Raw genomic sequence first — 21,491 nt, 5'->3', positions numbered from 1 at the left:
AAAACCTTGTAAATTTTCTGCGACAATTTCCTGTTATTTGTTAGTCTTAAAGCTACTTAGCCTGCAATATGGCGCTTAATTATCGTTAAATGGCTGTAATGCCCGTTTAATACAGTAAAGTTATTAGGAGCCTTCTCAAAATGAAGTCGCAACATGATCCTGGCCGATCTAAATCACGCCATCACGAATACTCCCTTATTCTGCCCATTATTGCGCTGGTTATTCTTAATATCTGGGGCAATACCAGTAATTTCGCCGCGGTTATCATTATCAACCTGATTGCCCTGGTGGGTATTCTGAGCAGCGCTTTCAGCGTGGTTCGCCATGCCGACGTGTTAGCACACCGCTTGGGTGAACCTTATGGTTCTCTGATCCTTAGTCTGTCGGTGGTGGTCCTTGAGGTCAGCCTGATCTCGGCAATGATGGCAACCGGTGATGCCGCCCCCGCGTTGATGCGCGATACACTCTACTCCATCATCATGATTGTTATCGGTGGATTGGTGGGTGTCTCCTTACTGCTGGGTGGGCGTAAATTTGCCACCCAGCACGTCAATTTGGTGGGTATCAAACAATATCTGATGGCTATCTTTCCGCTGGCAATCATTGTGTTGGTGCTACCCGGCACCCTGCCCGGCGGTAATTTTACCGTTGCGCAGTCACTGGTTGTCGCGGCCATTTCGGCGGCGATGTATGGCGTTTTCCTGCTGATCCAGACCAAAACGCACCAGAACTTGTTTGTCTATGAACACGAAGACGAAGGTGATGATCCCAGTGACCCGCACGGTAAGCCGTCGTCTCACAGCAGCCTGTGGCATACACTGTGGTTGTTGGTTCATCTGGTTGCGGTGATTGCAGTCACCAAATTTGATGCTAATCCACTGGAAGCATTGCTGACTGAATTGAATGCACCGGCCAAATTTACGGGCTTCCTGATTGCCTTGCTGATCCTCTCCCCTGAAGGCTTGGGTGCTTTAAAAGCGGTGCTGGCGAATCAGGTGCAGCGCGCCATGAACCTGTTCTTCGGCTCAGTGCTGGCGACCATTTCACTGACAGTTCCAGCGGTGACACTGATAGCGGTACTGACCGGGCAAGAGTTGAACTTTGGTCTGGAAGCGCCGCATATCGTGGTGATGGTCAGCGTCTTGATTCTGTCGCAGATCTCATTCTCCACCGGCAGAACCAACGTCTTGAACGGCACTGCCCATTTGGCACTGTTTGCCGCTTACATGATGACAATTATGCTGTAGCTGCTATTCATCAGCTTTTTCATTGAAAGCAAAGGGCAAGCGTTTATCGCGCTTGCCCTTTTTTATCGGGTCATCTATTCAGAAACTGCCGTTATGAGTAGGCATTCAACGTGTGTTGGCACAGCGCTGAGCGGACGCAATCCTGTTTGTCAAAGCGGATAATACCAATCATTTCATCCTCAGCGAAACGCTCCAGCGCGTCACTAAGACCTGATTTCACACCACGCGGCAGGTCGCATTGGGTGATATCTCCATTAACGATAACCGTGACATTTTCACCGAGACGGGTCAGAAACATCTTCATTTGGCTGGCGGTCACGTTTTGTGCCTCATCGAGGATCACCACCGCATTCTCAAAGGTACGCCCACGCATATAAGCAAATGGCGCAATTTCCACTTTGCCAATTTCCGGACGCAAACAATATTGCATGAAAGAGGAGCCGAGTCGGCGCAGCAGAATGTCATACACCGGGCGGAAGTAAGGCGCGAATTTCTCCGAGATATCACCGGGCAGGAAGCCCAGATCTTCATCTGCCTGTAAAACAGGCCGCGTCACAATAATTCGATCAACTTCTTTGTGAATGAGCGCTTCAGCGGCTTTGGCCGCGCTGATAAAGGTTTTACCACACCCCGCTTCACCAGTGGCGAAGATGAGCAGTTTACTGTCTATGGCTGATAAGTAATGACCTTGAGCTTCCGTACGCGCCTGAATAACGGAGGTATCACGGCTATCCCGTGCCATACCTATTGATTCAACACCGCCCATTTGCACTAACGATGTCACGTTCTCTTCCTCACGCTGACGATGACTACGTGAATCACGTCTAATGACGCGTTTCGCTTCACGACGAGCTTTGATCACTGCTTTCTGTCTTCCCATAGTGGCACCTTACAGTTTGTTTCACCTACCGCAGCAGAAGTTGCCTGCGCGATTATGTTTCACATACGGATGAGGTTTTGGCTTCCTTCGCAGCCAATAGTAGCCAATGAAAAATGCGTATAATATAAACACTCAAGCGGCCTAATAGCTCGAGTGAAAACAGTATCGCAACGGGGGGTATTAAGGGATATAAGTATTGGGAACAAAAATGTTGGAGATAATAGATCAGGAGTAGAGACTGACAGTGGTGCTGGAAATTGAGAGTCGGAGGGGGAGCCCTCGTCACAACGAGTTGCTTGAGTAAAACTTTGGTCTTGTCTTAACAGCCCAATCATGGACTCTACCATTAGCGATCCCCGCAGTGATAAACAACAGCCTAAACTATAATCAGCTTAAACAATGCACCGTGTGAAAAATACCGCCAGATGATTACAGTATAATGACACTCTTAACTTTCGCGCGATCAAAATGCAAAAAATATATAATTTTTTATTTGTTCATTTTTCACTCTAATCATTTTTCAAATCGCGCTATACTATTTAGCCCCGTTTTACTCCCTGAATTAATCTCGCGCTGCTATTTCGCCCTTACCCTTTTTATCTCAGCTTTAAGTAAAGGCGAAATCTAATCATCAATTGGTAATTCAAGGGGATAGTATTAAATATAATTAATCTGGCTATTACTAACGGCTGATTCTTAAATCCTGCAAACGCGCTTTTTGCTTACCCTGACTATCAAAATTTTCCATAGCCAGCCAATCATTAAATGCCTGTTTAATTAATGGCCACTCGCGATCAGTGATTGAATACCAATTGGTGTCTCTATTACGCCCTTTCGTCACGATAGCCTGGCGAAACTGCCCTTCGAATTGGAAACCAAAGCGAGATGCCGCAGCATTTGACGGCTCATTCAATGAATCACATTTCCACTCACAGCGACGATAACCTAATTTGTCAAAGACGTAATGTAAGAGTAAATATATCGCCTCAGTACCTGCCGAGTTGCGCTTTAATCGCGGCGACCAATTAACCGAGCCTATCTCGATAACACCATTCTTTTCATCAACTCGTTGTAAGCCAACAGTGCCTAATGCGAGGCCCATTTGGGCATCAACCACCGTATAGTGGAGAGACTCTGTGCTATTGATTAATGTTTGCAAATATTGATGAAAATCGGCTTCATTTTCCGGCCGCTCACAATAAAAATAGGTCCAGTCATGAGCATCTTTAACCATCTGATACGCCTGATATAAGCAGGCCTCATGTTTATCTGCATTGACTGGGGCGAGATAGCAAAAATGGCCCGGCAAAATTTCCCGCTGCGGCAACAGTGCTGCTTGCCAATCCAATAATTCTGCTCCGATAGTTTGTCCGAAATCGTTTTGCTTCACTGTGTGCTCCCTTTTTAACTCAACTGCCAGAGGAATAGCTGTTATGACGAAACTCAATGATGACTTCACACTATAATTTCAGTCAGATCATAACAATATATAAGGAGGGGTAATAAAAGAAAGTGGTGTTTTGCGGCATCTATCTCAGAAGCAGAGCTAAAATCACAACGGCTATCCCTGAATACCTGATACCAGCGCCTGATAGCCACTGACCTCAAGTATCCAGAGATTATCGCCCATCACCCTCGGCGTAAATTAACCACCGGAGCGACAGTTGGCAGTTGTAGCCCCTCTTTGACCTCAAGAAGTTGCCCGTGCTCATCGTTGTATAACGTGAGACAGGAGCCAGCCTTCAACTGGGCTATCATCTCGCCCGAGAGATCCATGCTGTTCGCCAACTCCTCATCATCCAGATGTGGCCGATGACCACGACGTTCAACCTGAAAACGAATTTGGTTGTACTTGGCCCAGATAATAATAATCACAGCATTGAATAGCGCAATAGCCGCATACAGGGCGATAGTGGTCAAACCGCTGAGAATATAGAGCCGAAACGGGATCGGCCCCATGTTCGGCGCCCGGTCGATCATATCCAAAAATCCCTTCACAAACAGAAAGATAAAACCGAACCAGGCCAATGCGGTAATGATGATGTCGATCCAGCGGGGTAAGGCCCGCTGCTCGGTATGAATCAGGGGTTCATTCATGGTTTAACTCTCCCTATTCCACGGTCTGGGCTCACCCAACGCGCACGTTTACGCTTGCTGTTGAGCATGACCTTGGGGAACGCAACCACAGTGGTAAACAGACTGAGCATCCAGTAGACCATCGGATACCAGATAATCCAAAACAGGGAAGTGCCCAGTTTAGGCTCATAGCGCCGTTCAATCACCAGGCTGATAGCAAACTGCAACAGACAGGTCAGGGCCAATACCATTCCGGTAAAAGCTGGCGGGAAGACCGTTTGCACATGAATTCCCGGCGGCAGTGGAATAACCAGACCCAGCAGGAATAGAGTGATGCTGAACAGGTAAGTAAAGGCCCAAGTGATAGAGAGCGAATACTCCAGGAACAGCAGCCACATCCGGCGATTACGCCAGCGCCACAGCTTGAACATATTCTTCAGGAAGACTTCTGCCCCGCCCTGCGCCCAGCGCAGACGCTGTTTCCACAAGCCGCCCAAGGTTTCTGGCATCAAAATCCAGCACAAACCCCGTGGCTCAAAGAATACTGACCAGTGTCTGACCTGCAATTTCCAACTGATATCAATATCTTCCGTGATCATATCCGGGCTCCAGTAGCCCACATCCGCCAGCGCTCTACGGCGGAAAGCGGCCACCACACCTGAAACGGTGAAGACTTGACCATAGACGCGCTGCGTCCGCTTAATCAGCCCGATAATAGAGGAGAACTCGCCAACCTGCACACGACCAATCAAGGTTGAGCGGGTGCGGATACGTGGGTTGCCGGTGACAGCTCCGGTGCGCGGGTTGGCAATCAGTGGCGCGACCAGATAAGGCACCGCTTTTTTGTCCAGTAAGGCGTCACCATCGATGCACACCAGATATTCACTGCGCGCCGCCGCCGCACCCATGCGCAGGGCAATGGCTTTGCCCTGATTATGGGCCAGATGAATGACTCGCAGACGAGGATCTTCAGCCAGCAGCGAATCCAGCACTTGGGCGGTATCATCACTGGAGCCATCGTTGATCGCGATAACTTCAATATTGGTGTAGGTCTGTGCCAATGCCGCGTGAATGGTCTCCCGCGCATTTAACCCCTCGTTAAAGCAAGGGATTAAAATCGACACCAACGGGTTGCCTTTCAGCTCCGGCGCTGGCACATCATCGCCCCACGGCCAATGTCTCTCCCGGCGTAGCCAGAAGTAGAGGCCGCCGGTTATCCAGATACCGGACATAAAGAGCGGATAGAAGAAAACAAAATTCAGCAGTACGTCACCGGTAAAGAGCAGGATCATTCCCGCAGGAATGCTCAATACCAGGCATAGGATGAGTAACGCAATAATTCTATCGATCATATAAAGGATACCAGGCAGAAGATAGCACAGGGCGGACATCTTTTAGCGGTGGTTCGCCAGTGATAAAGTTATCCGGATAGTAACCAAAATTTTGCGCGCCATTTAACTGCAACTGGCGCATCCATCCTGCCAGTATCGGGCCGCTAATAGCATTGCTGCCCTCAGGCTTGGTCCAGTCCTTCGATTGCAGTTCAAATACAGTTTTATTCAGTGCGCCAGGGCGTTCTGCAACCTTATTAACCAGTTGCGATAGCCACTCTTTCGACTCAGATAGCGGCACTTTCTCCATTAATGGCATCGCCATCGGAGCAACCCAATCATAGTTAGCCAGGAAATCATCAAGATTCTGCGCAAACCACGCCTCACTTTCCGGTTCTAAGATTGGCATAGCGAATATATTGCGTGCTGATTTTACTTGCGGGCCACGGATGTCACGCACCTGTTTTGTTAATTCATTAGTGAAATCAACCAGATACTTGCTCTTATAGCGGGTCCAGCGAGCCATAGTTTCGGGATCGTTGCGGATGGTAGCAATCGAACCTGGGAAGCCAGCTTTCTCATATGCGCGGATAGCATCCGGTGAGGCGTCTTCGAAATCAGACATCACTGCATCGTCGTGATAGAGAATGCCATCAATAGGTGCGCTGTAGGCCATATCGCGATAGATATCAATGATGCGCTGCCGAACCTCTGGATTGAATGGCGACAGCCGGCGATATTGGTCTGGATCGATGCTGGTTTTGCCAGTTTTCGGATCAATACGGGTGACGCGGGGCAAAGATGGGTCCATGTCAAAGGCCAGCACTGGCATCCAGGCATACACATCGACATCTGGACGAGAGGCTAATTGCCAGGCTACGCGGTTAAACAAGTCCTGACGCATTGGGATCCAGCGGTTAGGGAAGTAGACCTGCCGGATATTGCCATCCCCTTTCGGGTCAGAAAAAGCTTGTAAAAACACCGTAGTAACACGTAAATCAGAGATCCGCTGCACCAGTTTATCGAGATTTTCCTTCTCCTGTGCCGGGTCTGGATCGTAGAGATAATCCAAATCGACATGTGCCACCCGCATAATATCTTTTTCTTGTACCGAGGTGACCAACTGGGCAAAGTCTTTCAACGATGGGTTATTACTGATCAAAATACGCGGGATATTCATCAGGTCATTGACGTTAGCAATGCCCGGCTCCAGAGTCATCGCCATTTGATAACCCTGCTGACGTAAGATAGTTAATACTGTGCCGTTCGGCGCACCGTATGGCCAAACCCAGACCCGTGGTTGTTTCCCCGTGGCCTTGATAATCCGCTGCGTAATCAACGAAACGTCTTTTTCCATCCGCTGCTTGAATGCCGCTTCGGTTTCATATTTCTTCGTCTTTGGATCATAGATCAGGTTGGCCGCCGCCGGTTCGGTATTCCCCTGCGGGTTGGCAATCACACCGTAATGTGAGGCATAGGTATGCGCACCTATCTCAATCAGTTTTGATTTAGACATTTCGGCGATCTCTTTCCAGGTGAGGAAACGATCGCGATCGGTACTTAAACCACCAAAATCGACCTTTTTATTGGGCGGTGTATCAATCCAGGTGCCTACCGGTGCCAACACTGCGCTAAAATTATTAGCTTCTAACAGCGGATACACACGGGTGTAAAAACTGCGGTAACCATCGTCAAAAGTGAGCAAAACAGCTTTGTTCGGCAGTGGCGTCCCCCCATTACGGGCCGCCAAAATCTGATCGACAGAGACCACGTTGTAGCGATTATCTTTCAACCACGCCAACTGCTCACTTAAGGCGCTGCTTCTTACCGACAGATAGCGCTGATCTGCCGAGTCATCTTCAACATCATGATAGGCAATGACCACAAAGGTATTTTTTTGCCACGGCCTTTCACTTAGCGGTAACGCACGCTCGGCCGGAGGAACGAATACCGGTTTTTCGGCATAACACACGGATGCCAGTAGCGTTATCATTCCTACTACGAGTATCCGGATAATAAATAGTATCTTCGCCATAGCGCTGATCCCTTAGAAACGGTAATTCAAATCAAAAGCGAGCGAGAGATCATGCTCACGGACACCATCATAAGGGCGTTTATCATAGGTAACCGCCACACCAGCATCGACAACATCATTCCATTGAATACGTTGCCCATAACCGGCCGTGGTGACCAGGCCATTACCATAGTTTTTCTCCCAGTAGCCCCCCACGCCAAGCTGTATTTGTTGGCTCCAGACCGTCTTATAATGGCGATACATAATGTGATTGAGGGTCACTGCTGGCAGGTAAGTGAAATCACTTTTCGGGTTGTAGTAGATAACATCTTCTTTGGTGTTATGGCTCGCAGCCAGACCCAAACTGAAGTCAGCTGTCAGATATGGCCCGGTCCAGATGCGCTGACGCCCATTAAGCTCATATTCCCAACGGTTATTGCCGTCAGAGAAGTCTGATGGTGTGACGTTAAATTCGAGATCACGTCGATCATCGGCCTTCCATAACACGAAGGCAGAAGCACTGTTGGCGGTGATATTGTTTTTCAACGCGCGCAGTGGGGTCTCTTTAGCCAATCTTTCGACCTGACCCCCGACCCGCCAGTGATCATTAAAATCGTACCAAGTGGCTAACCGGGCACCGGTTTTATTGCCAAAACCGTAATTCTGGTTATTCACTTCGGCCTCAGCCCAGTGGTCACGAGAGGTCCACTCCCCGCCTAAACGCATCACGCGATTAATGCCCTTTCCTTCCTCAAATTGCGCATTGTCATAGTTGCCACCACCAAATACCCGCCAGTTTTCCGCTATCGGCGGGCTATACAGCAGGGTTTCAATACCAAAGTCTTTGCTGCCGCTAACCGGGCTATTGGAGGAGAGCGTGTGGTTACCGAGGATACGCAGCTCATACATATTGTGGACTTTGCGTTGGCGGTCTAACTCTTGCGACGGCACGTCTTCCGGTGAGCGAGTAATCACATCATCGGTCAGTAACTCCATCTGATGCCACTCCTGTAAATCCATCGCGGTTTCAGCTTGTGCACGTTCTAAAATAAGGCTGCGTGGTGCCAGGGATTCAACTGCTTTCAACTCTTGTTCAGCTTTGCGCGGCAGATCTCTGGCCAGATAAACACTGGCTAAGGCGATACGTAGATTCTGGTTAGCAGGGGCAGTACTGGATAGTGTCTCCAGCTTTTTCTGTGCTGCGGGGAGGTCATTGAGCGCCACCAGGGATTGAACCAGCAGCGTCTGACCCTCCATCCAATCGTCATTGGGCTCTTTACCCGGCAGGCCGTAAACTCCAACCTGGTACGGGGTTTGCTCGCTATAGTTCTTAGCAAATTGATGCGCTTTATCCAATTGCTCACTTTCATTCAGTGCGTAATAGAGATCATCAGCATCAAGCAAGTCATCACTGTTGCGGAAGGTTTTACCATCGGCGTAATACAAACTGGTCAAGATCGGCGCAGCTTTTTCTGGCATCCGGCGATCAATATAAGCAGAAGCGGCCCAGCGACGGGCATAGTCAGGCATTTTGTAACCTTCCGCTTCCATCGCTTCATATTCTTTAATCAGCTCAGCGGTATTACGGCGCACTAGCAATGCACCCAGCCTATCAATACGGGCGCGCTGGTAATCTGCCTGAGCCTCGGGATCTTTGCTCCAGCGGGCTAACAAATCCTGATAGTCTGCCAGCGCCTGATCTGCGATGTAGAAACGTTCAGTTTCGCTGCGCGTTGGCAACACCGCCATACGGACCTGTTCCGCCGCCGCATCTCTCTCAAGTTGCCTATATTGCTCAGCGGTGACCAGTTTTGGATTCTCTTTAGCAAGCTGCAATGCCGGATCGGCAATACGGTTTCTTTGCAAGATTTCAAGGTGATTTTTTAATACTTCCTCAGACTCAGGGGCTAATCGTACCGCCTCACTGGAAGCCTGCAACGCATCATAATTGCGGTTGGTGGCCCGATTCAGGTAAGAGAGTGTCATGTAGTTTTTGGCGGAGGGATCACGCTCGGCCAACGCTTTTGCCTGCTGTAAAGCCTCCCCCCCACGCCCCGAGTCAGCCTGCGTCATGATCATGCCGGTGATAAGATCAGGGTTGGTCGGGTCTTTCTTCAAGCTGCTTTGCCACAGAGCCAAAGCTTGATCCCAACGTTTTTCGTTGCGATAAGCACGCGCCGCAGCCGCTAATCCACGCGAGGAGAGATTCATTGAAGAGTGATATTTTTCGTAAACGTCGATCACTTCCTGATCGCGCCCTGCCCAACCGGCTATCTGTAGCCAGTCATCAACCTGGCCGCTATTAAGTGGGCCTGCATTAGATTCTTTTTTTAAATAGTCAAGGACCGGCGCAGTATCCCCTGCTCTGGCTTTGATGATTAATGAATCATACTGTGTTTCTGCCATGACGGGGTTAACTGAAAGGCCGGAAATTAATAGCGCTAATATAGTAATTCTCTGCCGATGCAATGGGCGCAGCAGTGTCGTAAATGCGTTATACATTATATAACCCTTAAGCCAGCAACTTGTTTGATGATCAAGAAAAGCCACTTCACGAACTTCCGTTTTTCATTATGGAATTATGATGAAATGAAGTCCTTAGAATGTATTACAGCATGTTACATAGGATAGTTGAAAGAAAATACTGTTGTCGAATTATTATAGAATATTGTTATTCCAGCGATTAATAGAGGTAAAAATGTGATATGTACGTCAATCCAAGCACACTTAAGAATTATCTTAGTTAAAAATATCGTAAAAATCCACTTAGTGGAGATAAAATATTTTCACTAAGTGAATACCACGACACAGTATCCTGTGAAAAGGCAGCAAGATTTGGTCCTATGTACCATTTACTGCTCATAATTTTGATTCTATAAAATAATCTTTATATTTAGGATCACAAGTTCACACTATTATTGGCAAGGTCGATTATCACTTCCGTTATCATTGTTAATAGAACTATTTCAAACTAATAAATAACCAAGAGAATGCTATTAACAGTAGAGTTAATTCACTCATGTGCTTTAACCCTCTATTTTATATGAATAATATTACTATTTACGGGAACCTACACATCTGCTCCCGTAAAAGGTAAATAAGCGCACGGAAAGAGCCGAGGAGCTTATTCTCAGAGATGAATTTAATTCACGTAAAGTGAGATATTGTGCACAAATTAATGGTAGCGCAGTAAATCACGGTTCAATTTACTTAAAAACTCGAAACCGTTATTGGTAATGAGAATCATATCCTCTAACATAATTGAACCAACACCAATACCGTAATAAGGTGTTTCGAGACTTAATACCATTCCTGGACGAAAGGTTTCAGTTGCCGATGTACTCACAAAGGGAGCTTCTTCTAATCCTAAAAATACACCATCACCATGCCCGAGATGACCTCGATTATAGTGCGGCAAGCCTGACTTTTTGATGACATCCATGGTGGAATCAAAGACATCTTTTAATTTCACCCCTGGTGCTACCATCGATAACATATGTTCATGGCCGATTCTGATGGTGTCATAGATTTGCTGTGTCAGTGGGTCTGGCTCCCCTAACACAAAGGTTCTTGCCAAGTCCGCACCATAGCCGGCAACATCAACACCGCAATCAAACTTAATTAAGTCACCCATTTTGGCCGGCGTCTCATCTGCGATCATTTTAGGTGAGAAATTATCGCCAACAGCAATAAGATTGAAACGGGAAAAGTTAGTTTCCGGGAACGTCATTACTGCCGCTTTAAATGCAGCAGTTAACTCCGCAGCAGTGCAACCAACACGAATTTTTTTAGCCGCACAAGCAATACCATATTCGGTAATCTTAGCGCTTTTTCGCAGATGCTTGATCTCCCACGGGCTTTTTATCACTCTTATTTCGTTAAACAGCGGAGCGGAATCAACCAATTTTAACCCTGGGGCTACTTGATCCAACACCCTTTTACCGCCGTTGGACATTGCATTTAATTCAATAGCAATCGTCTTATTCATTACACCCGCACTCTCCAGCGCCGCTTTAACTAAGCTGAAAACAGCCTCAACCGGCGGGCCAATCGGGCGCTCACTTTTTTTCAGATGATTAAGCGGATTACGTGGATCGTCGACATCAACCCATACTGGAAAAGTTTTCAGCTCCATATTGGGCATATCAAAGTGTGTGCTGGCAGCTTCAAACTCATTCATAATGATTTGCGAAGGAATGGTGTCATCCCGAAACATGATAGCAACCGCCGCGCCGGTATGCCGGAAGGTGTACATAAAGAAACTGGCAAACCCAGTCAGATAATAAAAATTATCACATACTGTGACCACCAAAGCATCTAGCCCTTCTCGTTCCATTACTCGACGGGCGTTATGACTTACCGCGTCTAAATGCTCAATCTTTTCGTTATTCACCGAAACTTCCCTCAACTTCGCCTATTTATTGACTATATCGCCAGCTGGTTGCGCAATACCCCCAACTTACCACCCGTTAAATTATCAGCAAGTTAGCATAAGATTTTAACTATCACGCAGCGGCAAGCTCTGTTCGAGGCTGCAATTACGGTTTTTTCGCCAGCAAGGTCGCAAAGCGTAATTTTATTCGATTACCTTGGGCGTCAGTCTTATGTAATTGCCCAATATCTTCGTTGTACTTAATGATCTCCCAATTTTTATAGTAATGGCTTAACTCACCTGACTTTAACGTAAAGGAGAATGGCACAGTACAAGGGAAGTCATCGGTCGACATGGCGGAGATAATCAGATTATAACCACCGGGCAAGGTACACTCTTGCATGTTGTTAATAATATGGGGGATTCTTTCCGGCTGCAGGAACATCAAAACAACCGTCGACAGAATAAAGTCGTAGCGGTTATCCAAACTGGCCTCATTGATGTTATATGTATCGGCGGTTATTTTTTGCAGATCTTCCTGTGCAATGAACTGCTGTAAATTACTGATGCTGTCGGCACTCTTATCCACAGCCGTAACATCAAAGCCTAATAAACTCAGGTATAGCGAGTTGCGCCCGGAGCCACAACCTAAGTCTAATGCTTTACCCGGTTGAACCCACTTTACCGCTTCAATCACTTCAGAGTGTGTCGGGGTTAAATTGTATTTTTTATGGTAAAAATCTTCTGCTGTGCAGTAAAAGCTAAGCTGGCATTGCAGATCATCTGAGCAGGCAGCAATACGGTGCCAGACTTGTGGCTCAATAAACGGCGGCTGATGTTCATTTGAAAATGAGTGTCTTTCCAGGGTGTTTCCTGCTTCATCCAGAATCAGAAAATCCATCTCCCCGCGAAGAATAGTGAGTTTGGCCCAAGTGCCAGCTTTGGTATTGTGTTTCTCGCGAAACATCGCTGGCACACCAGCACTGTTCCAGAGAGGTAACTCTTTATAACAAAGCAGCGCTGATCTATTTTCCATGCTGATATTCCTCAAATAACTTAAAGATGCATTTTATATACAACATATAATACAGCATTCATCTGACCAAATGAAGCAGCGAAATCACTCATATTCAGTGATGACCCTACGCGCATTTAATTTATAAAATCATCCAGATAGCGTCATGATAGGAAATCAGGGGGCTTTAGGCCGGGCGATTTTTAGATTTTCAATATGATCAGCAAGCTTTTGGATATCTTCATTTGACAGATGCGCTTTAGCTTTATTCCCCCTGCCGACAATCTTGCCATCGCGCCGCGCCGTGAGACCATCGACTATCTCATTGCGAGATAACGATATCAGCGAAGGTGCTTTATCCAAACCTTTCCTGTCAGCCAAACGCCCATGGCAGCTTGAACAGGTTTGTTTATAGATATGCTCACCGTCAGCGGCCGCCTGTGCGGTTAAGCTGAACATCATCATACACAGGGCCAACAGCATGACTTTCATTATGCACCCGCTGCCCATTGTTGGAACAACGCCGTCAAATCCTTCTCATTACGTGCGCCCTGATGCAATTCAGTTACCTTGCCGCTTTGATCAATCAGAAAAGAGGTTGGCGTGCCAATAACCTGATAGCGCTCCTGCGTGATCCCCAGTTGATCACGAATGACAGGGTAGCTGAGATTGCGTTGTGCCAATACCGGGTTGATATCCACCTGCGCCGGATCGGTGTTGATAGCCACCACCACAATATCATTCTGATATTGCTGACTCAGCTTATCCAGTGCCGCCATTTCAGCCAGACAACCGCCACAGCTTGCCGACCAAAAGTTGAGGTATATCTGTTTGCCTTTCCATTGATCGAGTGCGACCGGTTTACCCTGCATATCATAAGCTGCCAGTTGAGGGGCCACTTCCCCCACCGCAACCTCTTCTTGTTTACAGGCGCTAAGCAGCAATAGCAGACTACAAAGGCCAATCGTTTTTAACCCATTAAGCCACATGATGACGACTCTCTTCGTTAAGATATTTACCATGCTGGAGTCGAATTATCCGATCAGCAACACACCCTAAGTCTGGATTGTGAGTAACCATAACGATGGTTCTGCCTTGGTGATGAATATGGTTTAACAGATCCAAGACCCGCTGTTCATTCTCTTCATCAAGGTTGCCGGTAGGTTCATCGGCAAAAATAATCGGCGGCTGATTGACCAGTGCGCGCGCAATGCATACCCGCTGTTGTTCACCACCAGAAAGCTGACTGGGTAAGTGACCCATACGTGGCGTCATCCCAACCTGCTCCAATACTTGCCGCGCCGCCTCTTCATCCACCACACTGTGGTAATGCTGCGCTAACATAATGTTTTCTAACGCCGTCAGGTAGGGGATAAGGTGGAACTGCTGGAAAACCAGCCCTATCTTGTCTGCCCGAAATTTCCGGCGCCCCTCTTCATCCAGGCCCGCAGCATCAATGCCATCGAGCAACACCTGCCCTTCGCTTACCGTGTCCAGGCAAGTCAGAATGTTCATCAGCGTGGTTTTACCTGAGCCTGATGCCCCCATAATTGCCACAAACTCACCACGATTGATGCGAATATTGATATCTTCTAGCGCCGTCACCTGCCCGAAACGCTTATATAAGTGCCGGGTTTCAATGACAGCATCCGTAACGTGCTCAGGTTTCACCTGTGTTAGCTTTGATGTCATTTGCTACTCTCCTTTAAGGACTTTAGCGGGTTCAATATGAATAGCCCGGCGGGTGGGAACAATTGCCGCAACAGCGGCCACTAACAATGACAATATCAGTGTCAGCGGTAATACCGGGGCACGTAAGGCTATTGACGCACTGAATACGGTCTGCCCCAAGACTTGCGCCAATATATACCCCAGCAAAGCCCCACAGAGTGCGGCAGCCAGCGAGATAATCAGGGTTTCGGTCAACATTTGGCGAATGATGTCACCACCACTGGCTCCCAGTGCTTTTTGTAAGGCGAACTCTTTCGAGCGCTCGCCCACAATCGCCATCAGTGTGGTATTGACACATAGGGAGGACAAAATAAGGATCACCACCGACACCAACCCCATCAGCCCTTTTATTTTATCGAGCACCTGCCCTTCTGAGGCTGATACCTTTCGAATTGGCCGAATTTCAAGGTCAGGATATTGTTCACGCAGATGGCTGGCAAAAGTCTCGACCTGCCCCACATCATTACTGACGCTAAGCAGCGCGTTACTGATGTGCCCCGGTTGATTGAGCCATTTCTGGGCCAGTTCCAGATTAACGATCAACATGTTATCGGTGGCATCGCCAGCCTCAACAATACCTTTAATTTGCAGACGCTGCCGCGCACCTTCACTCACTAAGGTGAGGGTATCACCCACTTTGACATGCAGGCGCTCCGCAAGTTTGACACCTATCATCGCGTTGCGATCATCAAAACTGACGCCAATCCAATTGCCGGTGACTTGCCAGTAAGGCACCAGCTGTTGCAGGGATTCAAACCACACTCCCATCAACACCACTCTCTCCAGTTCAGTCCGTGCCATGCCATAAATATAGGGGCTGGAGGCGTTGATAAGCCCTTTCGGGGCAGCATCAATGATTGGCTGGAATCGTTCTTGCTCAAATGAACTGCCATGCCCAGGGCCGATATAGAAATTCGCGCCGAAAGTGCGTAACTCCTGACTCATCTTGGCATTAATATCGAAATAGACGGCCGACATGGCCGTGACAATCGCCGCACCGACAGTCAGTGCCGCAAAGACCACACTGACCCGCTGCATCCGCAAGCGTAAGGCACGGAGCACTAGCCGCCAAAACATGCTATGGCTGCCTTTATGTTGCACCACCGGATGATTAACGGCCATAGAGCACCTCCACCGGATAGAGGCTAGCGATACGCCGCGCAGGGAACCAAGTGCCAATGACCGCAATCAAAATCGAAATCACCAACACACAAGGCACTACCATCCAGGCGAAGCTCAATGGAGCACCAAACAGCATCAAGCCGATGGTTTTTGCTAACCCCCATCCCGCCAGGCAACCCGCTAACCCCCCAATCAAACCACTGATGGCGGCCTCAAGATAGAACAACATCAGAATTTGCCACTGGCGCGCTCCTAATGCTTTCATCAAACCGATCTCTTTAGCCCGCTCCATAATCGTACTGGTCATCAGTGATGCTATCCCCATGGCCGCGGCAATCAATGCGGCCATGGTGACGACGGCCAGCAGCAACTGTATTTTTTCAATCACCACGCCTTCCGATGCCGCGACCTGCCAGATGGGCCGGACCACTGATCCGGAGATGGCCTCTTCTAGTTGGTGGGCGATTGAGGAGACATAGGCGGTGCAATACCACAGGTCATACTCTTCGGCGTTGAGAGCCTCAAGATTTTCACGCGCTTTACGTGACAATTCGTTTTCCGGCACAGTCAGTGCCGATACCCGTACGGCCTGAATTTTCCCCGGCAGACCCAGTAACGATTGCACCGCGGCCAGCGGTAACACCAGACGACTCTCCTCTTCACCACCACTGCTCAGCACGCCGCTTATCTTCACTGTTAACGGGCCAGAAACGCCGTTCAGATGCAGTTCATCGCCGGTTTTCCAGCCGGTTTGTTGCGCCAATTGCTTACCCAGCAACGCCTGAACCTCCTGAGCATCGGTTTTGATTGGCTCTTGCGGCCAAGCGCCATTGACCTGCCAATATGGGCTGATAATTTGCTGACCCGTGTGGTAATCCTCTTCATCAGGCACATCAACTGGCTGATTAAAATAGGTGCCCAGTAGCGGAATAGTCTGCCCATTGATCTCAGTTTCACCGCTGAGTAATGGGGCGAAACCGACAATATTGTTACGCCAGAAAATATCTTTAATATTGGGCAACTCAGCTTGATCCAGGAAATCCTGGCCACTCAGTGGATTACTCTGCTCACCAAACAGCGACGGCAGCGCAACCTGACCGGCAGGTTCAATCAGAATATTGGCACCATAAGATTTCAGCTCACGGGACATTTTATCGCCAATATCTATCGACACCGCCAACAGTGAAGAGATTAGCCCTGCGGCAAGGAATACTGTAAATACGGCCAGCGACTTGCGGCGGACATTCCTAAACCAAGACTGCTTGAGCATACGCCACAACATAATTATGGGTTCTCCTGAGTATCACTCTCTTCACTGCGGATAGCTGGGGTGACAAATTGTTCTGGACTATCGCGGAAACGGTTGTAATTCGCCTCTGATGAGAAGAAGTAGGTTTTATCGCCATAACTGTACTTAAATTCGGCTTTTTGGTTAGTCAGGTGCGTTTTATCAACCGGATCAATGACATCTAATGTCACAACCGTGGTGAAGTAATTGACCCCGGCCTCCAGAGAGGCTTTGGGGATCACCAGCTCTTTATCATCACTTCGCCACTCTTCCAGCGGAATCGGATTGCATCCCCCCGCTTTGCCAATAGAAGGAATGAAAATATGCACCGCGCAAGCAACACAAATAACCTGATTACCCTCCATCACGTAGCCTTGGTCGCCACATAACAGGCAGGCATCAAAGACCACACTAAGGCGCAAACGGTCTGGGTAGCGGTTAATAATGAAGAAACGTACGGCTTTGCCATCATCAGCGACCCAAACAAAACGGTGCAACTTGCCGTCCCGCACCTGCTCTACCGGAATATGGACTAAACCATCTGCGGCTAGCGTGACGGGTAAAGCTTCAGAGAGTTGTGGCGGCTGAGAAGCCACTTTGTCCCAATAGAGTTGCGCGCCCGTCACCACAATCCATGCCAATAAAGCCAACACAAAAATTCTGCGCACATTGCGGTAACCCGCCAAAGCTTTACGGTGAGCAATCGGCTCTGAATTTTCACTGACCATCTGGCGAGCATGGCGCAGCGGCATCAGATAACAGAGTGTTATCAATGCCAGTAGCAGCGCACAAATATAGCTGAGCCAGGCATGTCCGTTAGTCACCAAAGCAACATAGCTGAGCAGTGATTTGGTTAACGGCAACACCTGCAACTTCATCAGTAGCAGGATAGCATCGCCACTCAACGGCAAAATGAGTAGCAGTGTTAATAGCAGTAACAGCGGCCAGCGGCAGCCTGGCAGTTGCCGAATCATCATCAGCAATAATACTGCACAGAAAATTACCCAAGCGAATGCGACGATAATAGCCGCCAGATTGAGAAGCAGGTCAGTGTTGATAACATGGATGTTGGTAAACGCTCCCAAATTAGGGTTATTACCCCAATTGAGTGCTGCGCCGAATACCAGAACTGCCTGCCAGAAATAGCCCAATGAGCGGCGGGGAGTGAATTGACTGAATAAGAGTAACAACAGCGCGAGCAGTTGAATCCCCACCAGCGCTAACTGCAACTGCTGCGATTTAGGGTAATGAGTACCGGCCCATATCCCGACTATAGCCATAAGTATTGTTATCCATACCACCCGACTCAATGCAGGGGCGGGACGAATCACCCAACTTAACCCCAGTAGCAAGGCCACGGGTAAAAAGGCTTGTAGTACGGAAACAAAAAAATAACTCATTAGCACACACCTTGGGCAAGGAGATCACAACACCTGCCAGTTATCACTGATCAGCACTTATAGGTGCTGATAACAACAATTGCCTGACCACTCTATATCAGTAAAAAACCGCGATCACTGCATCAGCCATCGCGGTATTACTATCAATTCAAGCCGGTATATTTAAAGTCATAGCTCACATCAAACGGCTTCCACCAACGACCCACACCTGTTTCGCTATCTGTATGGCGATGTAAACCGGCTTTGGATGGCTCGCTAATGTGATAGGTCACTTTATAGTTACCCACCCCCATCATTTTGATGTTAGCGCCGTAGTGTGGGCCATCGCTGGCAACCATTGGCATAAAGGTGCCTTCTTGTTTAGCGCCGGTATCAGTATTCACCAAGGTGTAAGCGATAGTCAGGTAGGGCATCCATTCGCCAGCACCGAAACCATTTTTATTGCCTTCAGTGGCATGGATATCAGCTTCCAGATGGATGTCGGCTTTCGCTGCCGGCAAGCCCATGCCGCGAGGTTCCATATCAATCGGCTGTAAGTAGACCGCCGCAATTTCCATATCATTAATTTTGATAGGTTCGCCAGCTGGATACTCTTTAAAGGCAAAAGCAGCCGGTGCTGCAAAAATGCTGGCAATGATGCTGCTGGCAATAATCGTTTTCTTCATGGTCATGTAGCACACCCTCTGGTATCAAATGATAAGTACATTGTCGTAATTCACACCGGCATCATGCCGGACCATTATGCTGGGATAGCACGACCGCGCCGTTGCATTACCCAAAGGGCAATCAGTGCAGCAATCAGTAATATCCCTTGAGGAATCAACGTCTCCAGGTATGGATAGATCCCCAACCAACTAATTTCAGGTACGCCCGGTAGCAGGGTCGGCTCAAATAATTTACCCTCAATCAGCTCAAGGACACTCTTACCGGCGAATACAAACGCCATCAGATACATAAAGCCACCGGTAAACATAAAGAAGGGTTTAAGCGGCAATTTGACCACGGTAAAGCGCATGACCAAATAAGCCACCAGCAGGAAAACGGAGCCAATGCCAAAGCCCGCCAGAATCGACAAATGACCACTGGTGGTACTGGCATCGCCCATCAACGCCAGATAGAACAGCACGGTTTCGGCCCCTTCGCGGTACACCGCCAGGAAGCTGGTTAGCCATAACCCTATCATCGAGCCGCTACTGAGTGATTTGGAGAACTTCCCTTCGAGATAGGCTTTCCATTGGCGTGCTTCTGTTTTGGATAGCAGCCAATAGCTCATAGAGAACAGCATCACCACAGCAATCATCATAGTGAAGCCCTCCAGTAATTCGCGACTTTGCCCTGAATTGGCAAAGAGCCACTGGAAGACAAAGGCGGTGAGTACACTGGCAATTAATGCCACTACAACTGATTGGCGAATCAGCGGCAGTTTGTCCTGATGGTTGTTTTTGACCAGATAAGCGACGATAGCCGCCACAATCAGCAAAGCTTCCAGACCCTCGCGGACAATGATCAGCAGGCTGTAGATAAACAGGCTCCAGTTGGTTTCATCCCCGCCACCTAACATCACGACCGCGCTGGAGAGATCGTTTTGCAAGGCCACCGCTTCAGCTTGCAACTGTTCGGCCGGTTGTCCCGCTTTCATCAGGCTAACCAGCCGGGTGAAGTGGCCTTCTAGTGTTGATTTAAACGCCGCATCACGGGAACCGACTTTGTTCTCCATGCCACTGGCTTCGAACAGATCAAAATAGGTGTCCTGTACCGCCATCATGGCAGCTGCAGTCTGCCCTTTTTGGTACTGACCGATAGCCGCAGTAATTGCCTGATTTATTTTGTCGGAAACCGCGGCCCAATCAGCATTAGCCGCTCCATCGGTATTGGCCCCCCCCGCAGAGGTTTGCCCCGCAGTTGGTTGATCCGCGCTGACTTGCTGCTGCTCCCGGGTGGTGGGTAGCCCCGGCAGTATCTCTTCAATGGTTTGCAACAAGCCCGTGACGCGATAAGCGACTTCCGTCATTTGGTCAGGTTTGCTGGTTAAATCGATTAATGCGGTGAATTGTTGGTTAATCGCGGCGGCGTCTTGTGCGGAGCGATTGCCCCGCACTGACATCTCCATTTCAGAGTTTTTAAAACCCTGATAGTGCGCCTGTTGCACACTCTGGCTGGCGGCGGCGAAATTCCCCGCCTGATACTCACTGATAGCCTGCGCCAGTAAATCATCGATAATTTTAAAGCTCTGCTGCCAATACACGGCAATGTCACTGTTTTCATAAGCCGCATGTTGTTGTTCGCCAGTGAGCTTATGGCCATCAGTCAGGATGGGTAGCACCCCTGCCAGCTCACTTTTGAGCCAATTGATTTTATTATCAACCTCAGCTTGTGGCCGCCCTTCGCCAATCATGCGGCGGATTTCACCAAAGGCCGCTTCCATTTGATAACTCTTTTGGGCAGAGATATTGATACGAATCGGCCCTTCCAGGTTTTCAAATACTTCAAAATACGCCATCTGCACCGTGGTGCGGGCCTCATCACTGTTCTGCTGTTGATAGAGTTGAGACGTTTTATCAAGGCGGGATTGGATATCATTGACCAGTTGCTGGTAATCGACAGCGGCCCAAGCTAATGAACCAGAAAGCCACCAGCAGCAGCAAAGCAGAGTAAATTTGTGCCAAAGTTGCATAATTGAGTAACGCATATGAAGTTGATAATGAGATTTATTAACATTAACACTAAACAAAGGAAATGTGTCTTGATCCGTATCAAAAAATATTTAGTCTCTTGAAGTTTTGTTTGTAAATGCGGAACGCCCCGCAACTATTTGCCAGTAAAACGTGTTTCCCATGCCAGTTTTGTGGTCTATCTTCAGGCGGCTTAGATGTGATTGATGAGCAGAAAATAAACGCGCCTGCTGCGGAAATACCACAGGTGAAGATGACCTAAATCCGCAGACAGGCGCTTATTGCAGTAGATATATAATCTAATTTAAGTAGTTAACTGATAATATTTATTATCCAATAACTG

Annotated in this window: 17 protein-coding genes; 1 reads left to right on the top strand and 16 read right to left on the bottom strand. The window is 48.3% G+C overall.

Translation table 11 applies throughout. The features are described 5' to 3' along the window. Positions 1 to 140: 140 nt before the first annotated feature. Complete coding sequence (chaA, locus tag AACW11_RS02450) at positions 141 to 1,247, top strand: sodium-potassium/proton antiporter ChaA (protein ID WP_212585811.1); 1,107 nt, start codon at positions 141 to 143, stop codon at positions 1,245 to 1,247. Between the two features lie 91 nt (positions 1,248 to 1,338). On the opposite strand, the gene phoH is transcribed toward chaA, so the two are convergent. The 16 genes from phoH to AACW11_RS02370 form a co-directional block, all read right to left on the bottom strand. Beyond that, positions 1,339 to 2,127, bottom strand: coding sequence for a phosphate starvation-inducible protein PhoH (gene phoH, locus AACW11_RS02445; protein WP_005271909.1), 789 nt, complete (start codon positions 2,125 to 2,127; stop codon positions 1,339 to 1,341). Between the two features lie 682 nt (positions 2,128 to 2,809). Then, on the bottom strand, positions 2,810 to 3,517 hold the full coding sequence (locus AACW11_RS02440; RefSeq protein ID WP_212585810.1) for a GNAT family N-acetyltransferase: 708 nt from the start codon (positions 3,515 to 3,517) through the stop codon (positions 2,810 to 2,812). A 239-nt stretch (positions 3,518 to 3,756) separates the two neighbouring features. Next, a complete protein-coding gene (gene pgaD / locus AACW11_RS02435) occupies positions 3,757 to 4,224 on the bottom strand; it encodes a poly-beta-1,6-N-acetyl-D-glucosamine biosynthesis protein PgaD (protein WP_212585809.1) in 468 nt (155 codons plus the stop codon). After that, positions 4,221 to 5,555, bottom strand: coding sequence for a poly-beta-1,6-N-acetyl-D-glucosamine synthase (pgaC, locus tag AACW11_RS02430; RefSeq protein WP_212585808.1), 1,335 nt, complete (start codon positions 5,553 to 5,555; stop codon positions 4,221 to 4,223). Before pgaC ends, pgaD begins: the two co-directional genes overlap by 4 nt. Then, entirely contained in the window at positions 5,545 to 7,569 is a 2,025-nt protein-coding gene (pgaB, locus tag AACW11_RS02425; protein WP_212585807.1) for a poly-beta-1,6-N-acetyl-D-glucosamine N-deacetylase PgaB, read from the bottom strand. The genes pgaC and pgaB overlap by 11 nt, the downstream gene beginning before the upstream one ends. A gap of 12 nt (positions 7,570 to 7,581) precedes the next feature. Beyond that, the gene (gene pgaA / locus AACW11_RS02420; RefSeq protein ID WP_212585806.1) at positions 7,582 to 10,050 is read right to left on the bottom strand and encodes a poly-beta-1,6 N-acetyl-D-glucosamine export porin PgaA; all 2,469 of its coding nucleotides are present in this window, start codon (positions 10,048 to 10,050) and stop codon (positions 7,582 to 7,584) included. A gap of 673 nt (positions 10,051 to 10,723) precedes the next feature. Next, the gene (locus tag AACW11_RS02415) at positions 10,724 to 11,941 is read right to left on the bottom strand and encodes a M24 family metallopeptidase (RefSeq protein WP_212585805.1); all 1,218 of its coding nucleotides are present in this window, start codon (positions 11,939 to 11,941) and stop codon (positions 10,724 to 10,726) included. Positions 11,942 to 12,086: 145 nt separating this feature from the next. Continuing rightward, a complete protein-coding gene (gene tehB / locus AACW11_RS02410; protein ID WP_212585804.1) occupies positions 12,087 to 12,956 on the bottom strand; it encodes an SAM-dependent methyltransferase TehB in 870 nt (289 codons plus the stop codon). Positions 12,957 to 13,112: 156 nt separating this feature from the next. Continuing rightward, on the bottom strand, positions 13,113 to 13,427 hold the full coding sequence (locus AACW11_RS02405; protein WP_212585803.1) for a c-type cytochrome: 315 nt from the start codon (positions 13,425 to 13,427) through the stop codon (positions 13,113 to 13,115). Beyond that, positions 13,427 to 13,924, bottom strand: coding sequence for a TlpA family protein disulfide reductase (locus AACW11_RS02400; RefSeq protein ID WP_212585802.1), 498 nt, complete (start codon positions 13,922 to 13,924; stop codon positions 13,427 to 13,429). Before AACW11_RS02400 ends, AACW11_RS02405 begins: the two co-directional genes overlap by 1 nt. Then, entirely contained in the window at positions 13,914 to 14,627 is a 714-nt protein-coding gene (locus AACW11_RS02395; protein ID WP_212585801.1) for an ABC transporter ATP-binding protein, read from the bottom strand. The genes AACW11_RS02400 and AACW11_RS02395 overlap by 11 nt, the downstream gene beginning before the upstream one ends. 3 nt (positions 14,628 to 14,630) lie before the next feature. Further along, positions 14,631 to 15,743, bottom strand: a complete 1,113-nt coding sequence (locus tag AACW11_RS02390; RefSeq protein ID WP_212585814.1) for an ABC transporter permease — start codon at positions 15,741 to 15,743, stop codon at positions 14,631 to 14,633. Between the two features lie 34 nt (positions 15,744 to 15,777). Beyond that, complete coding sequence (locus AACW11_RS02385; protein ID WP_212585800.1) at positions 15,778 to 17,070, bottom strand: ABC transporter permease; 1,293 nt, start codon at positions 17,068 to 17,070, stop codon at positions 15,778 to 15,780. A 2-nt stretch (positions 17,071 to 17,072) separates the two neighbouring features. After that, a complete protein-coding gene (locus AACW11_RS02380) occupies positions 17,073 to 18,476 on the bottom strand; it encodes a Fe-S-containing protein (RefSeq protein ID WP_212585799.1) in 1,404 nt (467 codons plus the stop codon). A 143-nt stretch (positions 18,477 to 18,619) separates the two neighbouring features. Then, the gene (locus AACW11_RS02375) at positions 18,620 to 19,147 is read right to left on the bottom strand and encodes an iron transporter (RefSeq protein ID WP_004390794.1); all 528 of its coding nucleotides are present in this window, start codon (positions 19,145 to 19,147) and stop codon (positions 18,620 to 18,622) included. Between the two features lie 68 nt (positions 19,148 to 19,215). Continuing rightward, entirely contained in the window at positions 19,216 to 21,150 is a 1,935-nt protein-coding gene (locus AACW11_RS02370; protein ID WP_212585798.1) for an FTR1 family iron permease, read from the bottom strand. Between the last annotated feature and the right edge of the window lie 341 nt (positions 21,151 to 21,491).

Origin of the sequence: Yersinia sp. Marseille-Q3913, from assembly GCF_963892745.1 — a bacterium.
Classification (GTDB): Bacteria; Pseudomonadota; Gammaproteobacteria; order Enterobacterales; family Enterobacteriaceae; genus Yersinia; species Yersinia bercovieri.
The sequence above is the reverse complement of the archived record's forward strand: the minus strand, read 5'-3'. Positions and strand labels throughout refer to the sequence as shown.